The following is a 13,555-nucleotide window of genomic DNA, read 5'->3' on the forward strand; positions in this document are numbered from 1 at the left end:
TCGTGTTTAAATAAGTGCACTTGCTTTTATAGAAGTACATAATTCAGAACGAGAGATTGATTCAGCTAGTTGTTGTAAATAGGCGTATTCTTCCGCATCTTTTTCAGAAGTGTTAGGATCTAATAAATGAGAAGAAAGAAGTACATCAATTGTCAGTATATCCGAATCATGAGAAATGATTTTATACCCTGCAAATACAGGGTATTTTAAATCTTTTACTTTTTGAATCATCTGATGGAAATTCGTAACGTTTATATTGATTTTTGCTAATGGAAAGCATTTTTCGGTAGGATTCTCGATGGTCTTTCTAATTTTATAATCGTATACGTAGTAGTACTTTTCTTGCTGCTCAAGTGCTTGTAATTCCTTCGTTAATAAGTGGTATTTATCTGTAAGTCCAGTTGTGAGTGCATCGTTTTCTTCTCCAACTACTAATGTGAAAAGTGTTGGTGATGAAATTGAAATGGTGCGGACGTTTAAATCAATAAAAGTGGGGTTCAATTGTAAAATGGTATGTAATTTTTCGGTAGGAAACTCACCGTCATAAATAGCAATGAAATAATGATTCATTTTTCCACTCCTTATTTTTTCTAAAATGATATATTCTATTTTGAAGTTGTAAATCCTGCATAAAAAAGAAACACCTTGATTCGTATCAAGGTGTTGTAATAAGTTCAAAGCTCTCTGAAGCAGCCCCGAGTATAAAAGGACTAACCTCGCCAACGCTATAAAGTTGTAATTCATGCATAGCTCGCGTACAAGCAGTGTAAAACAATCTACGAACACTCTCATCACTGTACACATCTTTAGAAGCATTATAAATAATAACAGCGTCAAATTCGATACCCTTCGCTAAGTAAGCCGGGATCACGACAATACCTTGCTCATACTCGGCGGAGTTACTTTTCACGAGTTTAATATTCTCGATATGATTAAGTGCTTCGTAGGCAGCGGCACTTTCAGCTGCGGATTTACATATAATTGCGATTGTATTATGCTGTTGTTTTTGAAGTTCAGCAACTTTGGAAGAAATACAGTCGTGCAGTTCGCTATCATTCGCTACTTTCGTTACTGTAGGCTTCTCACCGTCACGTTCAAATGCGTTAATGTTTTTTCCTTGCGGTACGAGAGCGCGTGTAAATTCAATAATCGGTTTTGTGGAACGATAGCTACGAGTTAAGTTGATGCCGTTCGTTTCATCGGGTCCGTATAAGCTAGTAAGTGTATTGAAGTTCACTGTTTCACTCGCATGGGCAAATATCGCTTGGTTAAAGTCTCCGAGCACTGTCATTTTTGCGGCAGGGAAGAGACGTTTTAAAAACTCGAACTGAAACGGAGAATAGTCTTGCGCTTCGTCTACGAGTACGTGTTTAATCGATCTATTCGTTTGGAAGCCTTCAATTAGTTCTTTTAAAAGTAAAAATGGAGTCGCATCCTCGTAATATAATTTTCCTTCATCAAGCATGTTCACAGTTAATGAGCAAATGTCGTCCCATTCTTTTGGCTTTTCTCCAGTAACCCATGATGCATCTGTGAAGAGTTGTTTATATATGCCTGTAAAATTGATGAAACGTAATGTTTGAACGCCTTTACGTAACGGCTTCAATTTTTTACGGACAATCATACGTCCAAGTACTTTCGTTTCTTTCTCATAATCATTAAAGGAGTTATCTTCAAACTCGCCTTTTTTCTGTAAGTATTTATAAGCTTTTTGATATTCATCTTTACTAAGTAATTCAATTTCTTCTTCTACCCATGGCTTTTTCAGTTCTGTTTTTTCGATTGCGTCTATTTGTTTGTTTAGCCAATCCGTTAACTTCTCGATTCTATTATGGAAGCGGAGGGAGGAATCCGTATTATAAAATTGCTCTGTAATTTCTTTAGCAGAGGCAATCAATTTCCCTCTAAATTTCATTCCTCTAAATAGCATGCCTGAAGATTCAAGAGATTGTCTGTACGCTCTAATCATCTCGAAAAATTGAGTAGATGCTTTAAATCGAATGCTCGCATTTCTCGTTTTATAAGCAGGGCTATTCGTTTCAGTTAGCATATATTCTAGTTGTTCATAAGGATCTTCAACATCAAACGATTTACTTAGTCTATGGTTTAAATATTCTTGGAATGTGACTTGCTGCATATTTTCTTCGCCGAGTTCTGGCAGTACGTTAGATACGTAACTGTTGAACATAGAGTTAGGGGAGAAGAGAATAATTTGGTCCGCTTTTAGCCATTCGCGATATTTATATAGTAAATAGGCAATACGTTGCAGGGCAGCTGACGTTTTACCACTACCAGCAGCTCCTTGCACGATAAGGAGTCGGCCTTCATCGTGACGAATAATTTCATTTTGCTCGCGCTGAATCGTAGCGACGATACTTTGCATATGTTTATTCGTACCTTTTCCAAGCGCCTGTTGCAGAATTTCATCGCCAATTGTAAGGCTCGTATCGAACATAGAATCAATCTCGCCATTTTGAATAATGTACTGTAATTTTTTCTCCACATTACCGCGAACTACGCCTCCTGGTGTTTTGTATTCAGCTGGTCCTGGTGGATAGTCGTAATAAACGCTCGAAATAGGTGCGCGCCAGTCGTATATGAGGAAGTTTTCTCCGCTAGCATCGGTAAGCGTAGCGACGCCGATATAAATTTCCTCTGCGGCAGGTTCACCTTCTTCTGTAAAATCAATGCGTCCGAAGTAAGGGGCTTTATGCATACGTCTTAGTGCAGCGAGTCGATTGAAAGTGTGCTTATGTGTAATTTGTGTTACAGCAAGGGACTGAGCTTGTTGCCTTAAGTTGATAACTGTTTCAAGATAATCATCAAAAGTATCAGTATTCACTTTCACGTCATCCCAGAAATGTTTACGAATATGGATTACTTCTGCCCGGCGTCTGCCAGTTTCGTTTTCCAGTTTATCAATTTGCTGCGTAATCGTTTCGATTACGGTATCCAATCTTTTTTGCTCTAGATCAAGTTTTTTGTTCATACGGTAGCACTCCTTTAAAAGTGAAAAATAGAGGTTGACTGAAGATGTGTTTTGGTGTACAATTAAGATACGGATAAATACGTTCTTTGCGTTTTGTAAAATGTGTTTCTGTACTAATTTAACATAGTTTTTTCATTTAATCAATGATAATAAGATAAACCTTGGTTCCATGCTACGTGGATCAAGGTTTTTTTGTTTTTGTAGAGGGAGTCACGCTTGTTGTCGTTTTTTGTCGGTAAGTCGATATATTTCGAAAATCGCCGATATAATTCATTCAGAGGACCAACTATATAATTTCATTTACCGAATCTGGATATAACTCCCGAGAGAAGAGGGTATACAAAAAAGCTCAGGCCTAAGCCCGAGCTTTTTATTTCATTATTTCTTTTCTTCTTTTTTCTCGTCAGCTTTTTTCTCTTCGAAAAGATCTTTCAAATCTTTATCGTCAACTTTTACGTCAGCTTTTTTGATTTCTTTCATCATAAGATCGTTCATGAATGCGCCATCTTGCATTTTCTTCGCAATTAGTTCTTTTTTGATGTCAGCTTTAGATTGTTCGAATGATTTTTCTGGCTCTTTAATGTCTGTAACTTTAATGATGTGGTAACCGAATTGTGTTTTTACAGGTTCACTTACTTCATCTTTTTTCAGTTTATAAGCAGCATCTTCGAATTCTTTAACCATTTTACCATGTTCGAAGAATCCTAAGTCTCCGCCTTTTTCTTTTGAACCAGTATCTTCAGAGTATTGTTTCGCTAACTCTTCGAAAGATTTACCTTGTCCAAGTTCTTCTTTAACTTTCTTCGCAGTAGCTTCATCTTTTACAAGAATGTGGCTTGCTTTAATTTCAGGTTTGTAGTTTTCTTTTAGTTCTTTATCAGTGATTGTTTTTTCAATTGCTTTTTCTTGAGCTAATTGAGCACGTAACATATTTTTAAATGTTTCTTCTTTCATACCTTGTTGTTTTAACAGTGTATCGAATTGATCACCAACTTGTTTTTTCGTTTCATCGAGCTTTTTATCTACTTCTTTGTCGTCTACTTTGTAGTTTTTGATAAGTACTTTTTCCATAACCATACCTTGTAAGACTTGGCTACCAGCTTTTTGCTTCATTTCATTGTAGAAATCTTCTTTCGTAATATCACCAGCTTTAGAAGTAACAACTTTGTCTGATGATGATGTTCCACATGCTGATAATGCGATTACACTTGTTGCGGCTAAGGCAAGCATAGCTTTCTTCATTCAATAAACACTCCTACTATTATGTATTTTTAATTTATCCTACACCAATGAACTTAAGTTCATAAGAGCCCGATTAAGTCTCACTGATACTTTTGCTTTTTATATTGTTAAAGCGCGCTTAACAGGGCTTACCGAGGCTGAGGATAAAGTTTTGATGGATGTTATTTGTTCTATAGTATAAGCAATATGTACAAAGTTTAATATATCATATTTCGACTCGTTTTCATATTGATAAAGAAAAATTAACCATATCGTGTCAGATTTTGAAAGTGTGCCATATTGGGCGGATGCCGCATATACAGAATAGAGGAGGGGATGGGGATGAATTCTCAACTTATTTTATTACTTGTACTGTTTATTTTATTGGTTATAGTAGGTATAATTTGCTTATAGAGGAAAAAAGTGAGGAAGGGGCTTTCCTTCCTCACTTTCCATGAAATATAATTTCTATATAACTAGAAATTAATAAAATTGTTATACATACATTAATAACCCGAAAGACACCGGGCTGGCGGCTCGCAGCTATTTGTTTTCGTTCACACAGTGTATGTGTCATGAAATTCGTGTAAAATATAACAAGAAGTGCGAATGCGACAAAAACAACTGTTATAAGTGTCATGAGGCGAGACCTCCTTTTGGCTAAAATACATATACTTTATATATTGTATCATACGATATTTTGTTCGTGTTATAAAATTCAGAAATAGAAGACTTTGTGTTAGAAAGTGAGGGAGAAAATGGACGTTGTTAGAAGATTAGAACAAGCTGAATACTACGTAGACCTACTATTTAAAATGATTGATGAAGAAAAGTGTCCATTTTATTCTTTAATCATAAAGAAAAAAGCCCGTAAAAAAGATATTGAACGTATACTGAAACTTTGTGAAACATTGAACGAACAATATGTAGCGGAGAAAGCAGAAGGCCTTTTATTGTTCGATGCGCTGTTAGATCAATTTGAAAAAGCGCTTCCACATCAGCTCGAAGTAAACGAAACTGCGGAAGCGCTAGCAAAACAAGGTTTATTTAACCCACTTATGAATGAATTCTTACGCATGAGTGCGAAAAAATAAATAGATTATTTCTTAACTAACTTCTGATCGGATTCCGTAAAATTCTCCTCAATATCTTCTAATGATTTCTCAAAAATATCGATGAAGTCTTGTCCGTAAATATTGCGCAAGATAGCAATCAGCTCGATATTTTCTGGGAACTTCCCATAAAAATTACGAAGTGCAAGAGCCCCATTAAACACTGAATTACTTTCAGGGTCATACTCCTCCATTAAGCGAAGTAGTAATTCTTCCCCTTTATCTGTAATTTCAATGTACGTATTTCGTTTATCATCTTCTTTTTTCGAGAATACAAGATAGCCGCGTTCCTCAAGCTTTTTCGAGAAGTTAAACGCCGTTGATACGTGCATAACTCCAAACTTAGCAATCTCAGAAATAGAAGCCCCTTTTAAATGATAAGCGATTGTTAAAATATGATGCTCATTAATATTTAAATCGTAAGGCTTAATCCACATTTGCCAATCTTTCTCTACACATTTCCATAACGCTTTCGATAATTGAGCAATGCGTTGGCTGAAAATCATCGCTTCTTTTACCGAGTAATCTTTTTCTCCACTTTTCATTTACTCACCCACTTTAACATTCTTTTTCATTACTATCTATTATGCCAGTAAAATAAAAATTAATAAAGTCTTTTTGTGAGAATTGTGAAAATTTTTTAAAAAAATGACATTCTATACAAATCATGCATAACTATGGAAGCGGTTTATGAGTCGTGAGTACATGTGTTGTCCTTACATGTTAATGGCTAACATATATTGTAAATGCATAAAAACACGGCATATCTATGTGATATGCCGTGTTAAGGTCAATTTATATAAAAAATATTTGTTATATGCAAAAACTAAGCAGGAATTTGTTTACGCTTTTTCTGGAACAGCTTCTTGTAGTTTCTCAATTGACTTTTGAATGTCCAAAATTTCTTTTTCAATATGGCGCTTGTTTTGAGAAATATCTTGTTTCCAGTTAGAAAGCGTGTCTTGCATGTCGTCTTTTAATTCTTGAAACACTTCTTTACCTTCTGAAGCAGTTTCAACGATTTGACGCTTTAATAATTTTGTATCAGCTGTAATATCAGCTAAAGTCTTTTTAATATCATTTCCTTTTTCTTTTAACTTGCCGCGCATGGCTTTGCCAGAAGAAGGAGTAGAGAAAAGAACTGCTAATCCAGCAACTGCTCCGCCGCAAAGGACACCTGTAATAAAGGATTTAGCTTTTGACATAAAAAGAGACCTCCTTATTTTTCGTTCGTATTCATGATGTGAAATAGTATGCATATCTTTAAAACAAGAGAAAGAAAAGAGAACTTTTCCTTCTTGTAAGTGCGCTATGCACAGAAAAGTATACCCCGGTATATGGAGTGAAGAAACAAGCCTTGCAATATGTAATTACTTCGGGGAATTGGCTTGTTATGTATTACGTCTTCTTATAGTGTCACTATTTCACACTATTTGCAATTGTGCTTGCGATGTTTTGTAAATTTTCCATTGTATATTCATTTTGGTGTGATTTCCAAACGGCACCGAAACCATCGTTTTCACCGTAGCGTGGAATTAAATGAAGGTGGAAGTGGAACACAGTTTGTCCAGCTTTTTCACCGTTATTGTTAAGTAGGTTAAAGCCAACTGGATTAAACTCTGCTTTAATCGCATTTGCGATTTTTGGAACGACAGAAAAAATGTGTGATGCGATTTCTGGCGTTAACGCAAAAATGTCTTGTTTGTGAACTTTCGGAATAACAAGAGTATGTCCTTTTGTTACTTGACTAATATCTAAAAATGCAAGCACATGTTCATCTTCGTATACTTTTGAGCAAGGGATTTGCCCGTCAATGATTTTACAAAAAATACAATTGTCTGCTGTATGATTCATTGATCTCATCCTTTCAAATATCCTTAGCCGTATTTTACCATAATTACATAAGAGAACAAACACGAAAAACAGGAAGCTGAGTCAGCTTCCTGTTTTCTGAAGAGGGATTGAAAAAGCATTATCGTAATTTACGTTTCGCAGACACCCCATTTATTTAAGAAATGCATGGTAAATCGGCTAAAGTTTCTGCCGTAGACACCCCATTTTCAAGTGAAATGAATTGCAATCTTTTTAAAATGAAATTGTTTATTTTTTAAAACAGTATATGCTCTTTCGGAGACACCCCGTTTCGAAAATGAAACAAATAATCTGGTTATGTGTAAATTTCATTGTCCAACATGGACACCCCATTTCATGATGACTTCACTATGTTGTTATACTCATCAATTGGTGGTTGCTTTTTCAATGTGTTCCTTCTTCACTAATTATGATGTCCGCTTTCGTAAAAATATATGCTAACAAATTTAAATTTTTTTTGAACACATCGATACTATGTAGTACAGCGCAATTTTTGGTAAGATGAATATAGAATGAATACTAATGAAGAAAGTGGTGTCGTATGAGCGAGTTATTGCGTGTAGAAAATGTTACAGGAGGATATACGAAACGACCTGTATTAAAAGACGTTTCGTTCTCTGTTAATAAAGGCGAACTTGTCGGCTTAATCGGTTTAAATGGGGCTGGTAAAAGTACGACGATTAAACATATTATCGGTTTAATGGAACCGAAAAAAGGAACTGTCACAATTAATGGGAAAACAATTCGTGATGATATGACAGCGTACCGTTCTAGCTTTTCATTCATTCCAGAAACACCGGTATTATATGATGAGCTAACGCTAGAAGAGCATTTGAAATTAACAGCGATGGCGTACGGTGTCGATGAAAAACAGTACGAAGAACGTGTAGGACAACTATTACAAGAATTTCGTATGAAAAATCGTTTAAAATGGTTTCCATCTCATTTCTCAAAAGGGATGAAACAAAAGGTAATGATTATGAGTGCATTTTTAGTGGAGCCATCTCTTTACATAGTAGACGAACCTTTCGTTGGACTGGATCCGTTAGCAATTCAATCTCTACTTCAAATGATGGATCAAATGAAAAAGAGCGGCGCAGGTATTTTAATGAGTACACATATTTTAGCGACGGCAGAACGTTATTGTGATTCGTTCATTATTTTACATCAAGGCGAAGTAAGAGCGATGGGAACATTATCTGAACTGCAATCACAGTTTAATATGCCAGGTGCAACGTTAGATGATATTTATATTGCATTAACAAAGGAAGAAGATTATGAATAGTACAGCATTATGGAAAGAACGATTTCGTCACTTTCTAAAAGAAGTTCGTACATATAGTAAATACGTATTTAACGATCATTTGAAATTTATTTTCGTGTTTATCATCGGTGCGGGAGCGTATTATTACCAACAATGGTTACAAACGTTAACACCTTCGTTTCCAACTGCGCTCGTGATGGCAGTGTTAATTGGACTAGTTTTAACAGCTGGATCAATGCAAACGTTATTAAAAGAAGCAGACCTTGTTTACTTACTGCCAGTTGAAGAGAAGCTAAAGCCTTACTTCACAAAGGCCTTTCTCTTTACGCTTATGATTCAGTTATACATAATCGCAATCGTAGCAGCTGCGCTTGCCCCGTTATACTTCCAGCAAATGAAGCAAACAGGAGCGGCTTACATATGGATTGTAATCGCGTTTGTTATTGTGAAAGCTTGGAATTTATTTATAGCGTGGGAAAAGTCCTTTTTAACAGATCAAAATGTACAAAAGGCGGATTGGTTCATACGTTTTATCTTAAACGGTTTATTTGTATATTTCCTTGTAGAACGTACTTCAGTTCTTTTTATTGGCGGAATTGTTCTATTCATGGTGTTATACCTTGCTATCATGCATCAAATGGTGAAAGGGAAGCCACTGAATTGGGAGTATTTAATTTCTGAAGAAGGTAAAAAGATGATGTTACTGTACCGCATTGCGAATATGTTCGTTGATGTACCAGCATTAAAAGAGAGAGTATCCCGCAAGAAATGGCTTGATTTCATTCTTTCGATAATCGGCGAAAAGCGTACATATTTATACTTATATACGAGAACATTTTTAAGATCAGGTAACTATTTTGGATTATATGTGCGTTTGCTCGCTCTTGGAGGAGTTATTCTTTACTTCATTCCATTTTTATATGGACGATTCATCGTGAGTTTTATCTTCCTATACTTAATCGGCTATCAGCTATTAACTTTATGGAAACATCACCGCATGAAAATTTGGCTTGATTTGTATCCAGTAAAGGTAGATGAAAAGAAGAAAGATTTTCTTACTTTATTAAACGCGATTCTAATCATCGGGAGCGTAATCTTTACAGTTATATTTGCACTAGCAACGAAAGATTTCATGATGACAGGAATTTTACTTATCGTAAGCATATTATTTAGTATCGGTTTCGTTTACCAATACGGGGCGAAGCGCATTGAGCGTTTAAATTGAAAGGAATGAACCTATGATTACATATGAAGAGAAGGTTATAAAAGAATTGGAGCAGTGGAAAGCTACATTCATGAAAGATTCTTCTATGATGACACGGTTCTCCAAAAAAGTGCAGACGAAAGTACAACAGCTCATTCCGGCGAAAGTACAAAAGGTGTTAACAGAGACGATTCGTATGATGGTGCAAACGATCAGCGCCGGATCAAACTTTATAAAGCCGAAATTAAAAGAGACGACATGGTCACTGCAAAGACGTGACGATGAAGTACGCAAAAAAATGGATGAGTACAAAAAAATAGCAGCGGCGGAAGGGGCTGGGACTGGAGCTGGTGGTATTCTCCTTGGCCTTGCTGACTTTCCGCTTTTACTCGGCATTAAAATTAAATTTTTATTCGATGCAGCAACGTTGTACGGATTTGATACGAGTAACAAAGAAGAGCGCCTTTTTATCCTTCACGTTTTCCAACTCGCCTTTTCAAGTGATGATCATCGAAAAGAAATATGGAAAGCCATCGAAACGTGGGATACAGAAGAAGAAAATCATATGGACTGGGAAAAGTTCCAAACAGAGTACCGAGACTATATCGATTTAGCAAAAATGCTTCAGCTCGTACCAATAATTGGTGCCCCGGTCGGCGCATATGCGAACTATCAATTACTGCAAAGACTTGGAGAAGTGACGATGAATTGTTATCGTATGCGATTGTTGAATAGGGATTAAAAAGAAGGCGTCCTACATGTGTAATGTAGGACGCCTTTTCTTAGAAGCCAAGTCCACTATAGCTAGCTCCAACTATAATTAATACGATAAAGAGTACAATGATGAATGGAAATCCGCTCTTACCAGCTTGTCCATCTTCACCGCCACCAGTTCCGCCGCTACCGCCTTTACCACCAAGTCCCATATGAACATCCTCCTTATTGTTATATATTGCTTTTACTTTATGTTTTTCTACATTTACCAATAACCCCCCTTCTAAAGTGCTAACTAACTTGAAAATCATTTCGTTTCATTTTATAATTTACTTACCGACCGGTAAGTAAAAACAAGTGAGGTACAGTATGACAAAGAATTTACAAACATCGCAGAACATTGTAGAGGCGTCATTTAAACTTATGGCAGAGCACGGTATTGAGAAAATGAGCCTTTCCATGATTGCGAAAGAGGTAGGTATTTCAAAACCGGCCATTTACTATCATTTTTCTTCTAAAGAAGCGTTAGTAGATTTTTTATTTGAAGAAATTTTTTCTGGGTATCATTTCTCTTCTTACTTCGATAAAGATCAATATACGAAAGAAAATTTTGCAAAAAAGTTAATTGCAGATGGTTTACATATGTTGTCTGAGTATGAAGGACAAGAAGGTATATTACGCGTCATAAATGAATTTATCGTAACTGCGGCGCGAAATGAAAAGTATCAGAAACGTTTATTTGAAATACAAGAAGAGTTTTTAAATGGCTTTCATGATTTATTAAAGCAAGGTGTAGAACTTGACGTTGTGTCACAACATGCAACAGAAGAGAATGCTCATACGTTAGCGCTCGTTATCGATAATATGAGCAACTACATGTTAATGGGATTCCAGTTAAAGTATAAAGAAATTTGGATTCGAAATGTGAAAAACGTCATAAAGGAGGAGTAAAAGTGAAAATGCAAAAAAACTGGTGGCTCGGTTTTCTTGGATTCATTGGAGTGTATAAAATTCCAGGTATGATAGAGGCTTTTCAGGCGGATGGAAGTTGGCTGAAGTTAATCGGTTTCATTTGGTTACTTTGGTTCGGATATTTTATTCCAGAGAAGAAAGATAATTAAATTTCAATTTTCTGTAAAGTTATGTAAAATATAGATTGAGAGTATTCATATATTAGATTACTAGATTTGGAGTGGTTACATGGATCCATTGAAAAATGAAATTCACCCTGACATGGTCAAGGTGTGGAAAACGCGTTCCTTAATTGAGTTAGGAATTAGTATTATCGTCATTTTGGCATATCTTTTCTTTATGATTAAGTTTAATTGGTGGGCTTGGATTTTTTATGTGCTCATCGGATTAACAATTGTATATACGCCGCTTGATTACTTTACATTCCCGAAATTGCGTCAACGTTACTATAGCTACCAACTAAATGAAGAAGAACTTGAAATTCAGCACGGTCTTTTCGTCGTAAAACGTGTATTAGTACCGATGATTCGTGTGCAGCACGTTACAATTGAACAAGGGCCAATTATGAGGAAATACGGATTAGCAGAATTACACATTTCAACAGCGGCGACTTCTCATAGTATCCCAGGTTTAACGATGTATGAGGCAGAAATGTTGAAAACGAAAATCGCAGAATTAGCGAAAGTGAGTGATGAGGATGTATAAGAGGCAGCATCCAATCACGATGTTATTAGAATTAAAAATAACAGATTTTATACCATTTATTATTTTTCTTTTTAGTTTAAAAGGAAAGTTTCCATTTTGGTATTTAGTTCCTATCGGTTTTGCGGTAATCACGATTGTTTCAGCTATCGTAGGCTGGTACTACAAAGTATATTGGGTCGAAAATAACGTATTACATATTAAAGAAGGGCTCTTTGTGAAGAAGGAGAGCTACTTAAATAAAGAACGTGTTCAAACGATTAATACAAGTTCAGGCATGCTGTACCAAGTGTTAGGACTAAAGAAAATTAAAATTGAAACAGCTGGCGGAGGAAATGAGCCGGAAGTTAGTTTAGCTGGTATTACGGTAGAAGAGGCAACAAAGCTTATTACAATGTTAAATGAGCCAACCTCGGTAGTAAAAGTAGAAGAAACATCAGAAGAAGTAGTACAAAAAGAAATTATTACAGAGGAAAAACAAACGACAGAGTACAAGTTAACGTGGAAAGAGATTTTAATAGCGTCTGTTACATCTGGTCAATTTGGATTATTATTCTCTTTAATATTTTTCGTTTATAACCAAGTGGACGAGTATATTCCGAAATGGATCAAAAATAGCGTAGAGTCTTATGTTATGGATCATGATATATATGGCTGGATTTACATGGTAGCTATTTTACTTGTCGTTTCTTGGATTATATCTACAATTGGATATGCGTTAAAACATGGGGATTTCACAGTCAATCGAAAAAATGATGAAGTCCGTATTTCGCAAGGATTACTGGAGAAAAAAGAACTCGTATTAAAGTTACACCGCATTCAAGGTATTACGATAAAAGAAGGTATATTACGCCAACCATTCGGTTATTGTGCTGTGCAAGTAGAAGTCATTCAAAGTGAAGGAAAAGAAGAAAAAGTTACGCTACATCCTATCATTCGAAAAGATCGCGTGCAACAGTTACTCACCCATTTACAATTACCATACGAACTGAATACAAACATTATTTCATTACCAAAAGCAGCATTGCGTCGCTATCTCATTGATAGTTTCATCTTCTTCGCCATGCTAGCAATCCCGCTGACGGGAATCAGCATATACTTTGAAAAGTATTACATCATGTGGGCATTATTACCGCTCGCGATCCTCATCTTTACACTTGGATACGCAACATTTAAAACAAATGGTTACGGTGTAAACGGAGAACAAATTACAATTGTGTATCGTAGTATTGGAAAATATACAGGACTTGTCAGAAGAAGACACGTCCAATCAATGGAGAAGACACAATCATATTTCCAGCGCCGCGTAGACTTATGTACGTATAAGTTTTCTAGTGCATCATCGAATTATAAATTAGAGCATACGAGAGTAGAAGATGCAGAGAGAATGCAGGATTGGTATAAGAAGAGAATAAGTGAGGATTAGTTTAAAAAGGCTTGCCTAGTATGATAGGCAGGCTTTTTTATAGAGAAATGAGTAGTTTACAATTGAACTAAGTTTTCTT

The 13,555-nt window shown here is 35.9% G+C and carries 17 protein-coding genes; 9 read left to right on the forward strand and 8 right to left on the reverse strand.

Features of this window, described 5'->3' with window-relative positions:
* Positions 1–6: 6 nt before the first annotated feature.
* The 3 genes from F0362_RS05365 to prsA form a co-directional block, all read right to left on the reverse strand.
* Positions 7–570: a hypothetical protein gene (locus F0362_RS05365; RefSeq protein WP_001017091.1), complete on the reverse strand. Its 564-nt coding sequence runs from the start codon at positions 568–570 to the stop codon at positions 7–9.
* An 85-nt stretch (positions 571–655) separates the two neighbouring features.
* Positions 656–2,989, reverse strand: coding sequence for an RNA polymerase recycling motor HelD (gene helD, locus F0362_RS05370; RefSeq protein WP_001035451.1), 2,334 nt, complete (start codon positions 2,987–2,989; stop codon positions 656–658).
* Positions 2,990–3,367: 378 nt separating this feature from the next.
* Positions 3,368–4,231 carry a peptidylprolyl isomerase PrsA gene (gene prsA, locus F0362_RS05375; protein WP_000710079.1) on the reverse strand — a complete coding sequence of 288 codons (864 nt, stop codon included), beginning with the start codon at positions 4,229–4,231 and terminating at the stop codon, positions 3,368–3,370.
* Positions 4,232–4,510: 279 nt separating this feature from the next.
* On the opposite strand from prsA, the gene F0362_RS31355 reads away from it, so the two are divergent.
* Positions 4,511–4,624: a YjcZ family sporulation protein gene (locus tag F0362_RS31355; RefSeq protein WP_306472009.1), complete on the forward strand. Its 114-nt coding sequence runs from the start codon at positions 4,511–4,513 to the stop codon at positions 4,622–4,624.
* A 31-nt stretch (positions 4,625–4,655) separates the two neighbouring features.
* On the opposite strand, the gene F0362_RS05385 is transcribed toward F0362_RS31355, so the two are convergent.
* Positions 4,656–4,850 carry a hypothetical protein gene (locus F0362_RS05385; RefSeq protein WP_000172690.1) on the reverse strand — a complete coding sequence of 65 codons (195 nt, stop codon included), beginning with the start codon at positions 4,848–4,850 and terminating at the stop codon, positions 4,656–4,658.
* Between the two features lie 118 nt (positions 4,851–4,968).
* Between F0362_RS05385 and F0362_RS05390 the strand changes: the two genes are divergently transcribed.
* Positions 4,969–5,304, forward strand: a complete 336-nt coding sequence (locus F0362_RS05390) for a DUF1878 family protein (RefSeq protein WP_000383648.1) — start codon at positions 4,969–4,971, stop codon at positions 5,302–5,304.
* Between the two features lie 5 nt (positions 5,305–5,309).
* On the opposite strand, the gene F0362_RS05395 is transcribed toward F0362_RS05390, so the two are convergent.
* The 3 genes from F0362_RS05395 to F0362_RS05405 all read right to left on the reverse strand — a co-directional run bounded on the left by F0362_RS05395 (position 5,310) and on the right by F0362_RS05405 (position 7,176).
* Positions 5,310–5,867 carry an HTH-type transcriptional regulator Hpr gene (locus F0362_RS05395; RefSeq protein WP_000834919.1) on the reverse strand — a complete coding sequence of 186 codons (558 nt, stop codon included), beginning with the start codon at positions 5,865–5,867 and terminating at the stop codon, positions 5,310–5,312.
* Positions 5,868–6,164: 297 nt separating this feature from the next.
* Positions 6,165–6,527, reverse strand: coding sequence for a YtxH domain-containing protein (locus F0362_RS05400; protein ID WP_000030306.1), 363 nt, complete (start codon positions 6,525–6,527; stop codon positions 6,165–6,167).
* Positions 6,528–6,741: 214 nt separating this feature from the next.
* Positions 6,742–7,176 carry an HIT family protein gene (locus F0362_RS05405; protein WP_001016840.1) on the reverse strand — a complete coding sequence of 145 codons (435 nt, stop codon included), beginning with the start codon at positions 7,174–7,176 and terminating at the stop codon, positions 6,742–6,744.
* 559 nt (positions 7,177–7,735) lie between these two features.
* Between F0362_RS05405 and ecsA the strand changes: the two genes are divergently transcribed.
* Genes ecsA through ecsC form a run of 3 tightly spaced genes read left to right on the forward strand, consistent with a single transcriptional unit; the run spans position 7,736 to position 10,404 of the window.
* Entirely contained in the window at positions 7,736–8,479 is a 744-nt protein-coding gene (ecsA, locus tag F0362_RS05410; RefSeq protein ID WP_001292604.1) for an ABC transporter ATP-binding protein EcsA, read from the forward strand.
* Positions 8,472–9,683, forward strand: coding sequence for an ABC transporter permease (locus tag F0362_RS05415; RefSeq protein WP_001089114.1), 1,212 nt, complete (start codon positions 8,472–8,474; stop codon positions 9,681–9,683). The genes ecsA and F0362_RS05415 overlap by 8 nt, the downstream gene beginning before the upstream one ends.
* A gap of 13 nt (positions 9,684–9,696) precedes the next feature.
* Positions 9,697–10,404: an ecs operon protein EcsC gene (gene ecsC, locus F0362_RS05420; RefSeq protein ID WP_000634139.1), complete on the forward strand. Its 708-nt coding sequence runs from the start codon at positions 9,697–9,699 to the stop codon at positions 10,402–10,404.
* A 40-nt stretch (positions 10,405–10,444) separates the two neighbouring features.
* Here the strand turns inward: ecsC and F0362_RS05425 are convergent, their stop codons facing one another.
* Positions 10,445–10,588 carry a YjcZ family sporulation protein gene (locus tag F0362_RS05425; RefSeq protein WP_000522751.1) on the reverse strand — a complete coding sequence of 48 codons (144 nt, stop codon included), beginning with the start codon at positions 10,586–10,588 and terminating at the stop codon, positions 10,445–10,447.
* A gap of 157 nt (positions 10,589–10,745) precedes the next feature.
* Here F0362_RS05425 and F0362_RS05430 point away from each other — a divergent pair, with 157 nt between their 5' ends.
* The 4 genes from F0362_RS05430 to F0362_RS05440 all read left to right on the forward strand — a co-directional run bounded on the left by F0362_RS05430 (position 10,746) and on the right by F0362_RS05440 (position 13,476).
* On the forward strand, positions 10,746–11,327 hold the full coding sequence (locus F0362_RS05430; RefSeq protein ID WP_000164841.1) for a TetR/AcrR family transcriptional regulator: 582 nt from the start codon (positions 10,746–10,748) through the stop codon (positions 11,325–11,327).
* A 2-nt stretch (positions 11,328–11,329) separates the two neighbouring features.
* Entirely contained in the window at positions 11,330–11,497 is a 168-nt protein-coding gene (locus F0362_RS30460) for a hypothetical protein (protein WP_000783814.1), read from the forward strand.
* 79 nt (positions 11,498–11,576) lie between these two features.
* On the forward strand, positions 11,577–12,053 hold the full coding sequence (locus F0362_RS05435; RefSeq protein ID WP_000371350.1) for a PH domain-containing protein: 477 nt from the start codon (positions 11,577–11,579) through the stop codon (positions 12,051–12,053).
* Positions 12,046–13,476, forward strand: a complete 1,431-nt coding sequence (locus F0362_RS05440; protein ID WP_000278183.1) for a PH domain-containing protein — start codon at positions 12,046–12,048, stop codon at positions 13,474–13,476. Before F0362_RS05435 ends, F0362_RS05440 begins: the two co-directional genes overlap by 8 nt.
* The last annotated feature ends 79 nt before the right edge of the window (positions 13,477–13,555 follow it).

The organism is Bacillus sp. BS98, assembly GCF_008432245.1.
Taxonomy (GTDB): Bacteria; Bacillota; Bacilli; order Bacillales; family Bacillaceae_G; genus Bacillus_A; species Bacillus_A toyonensis.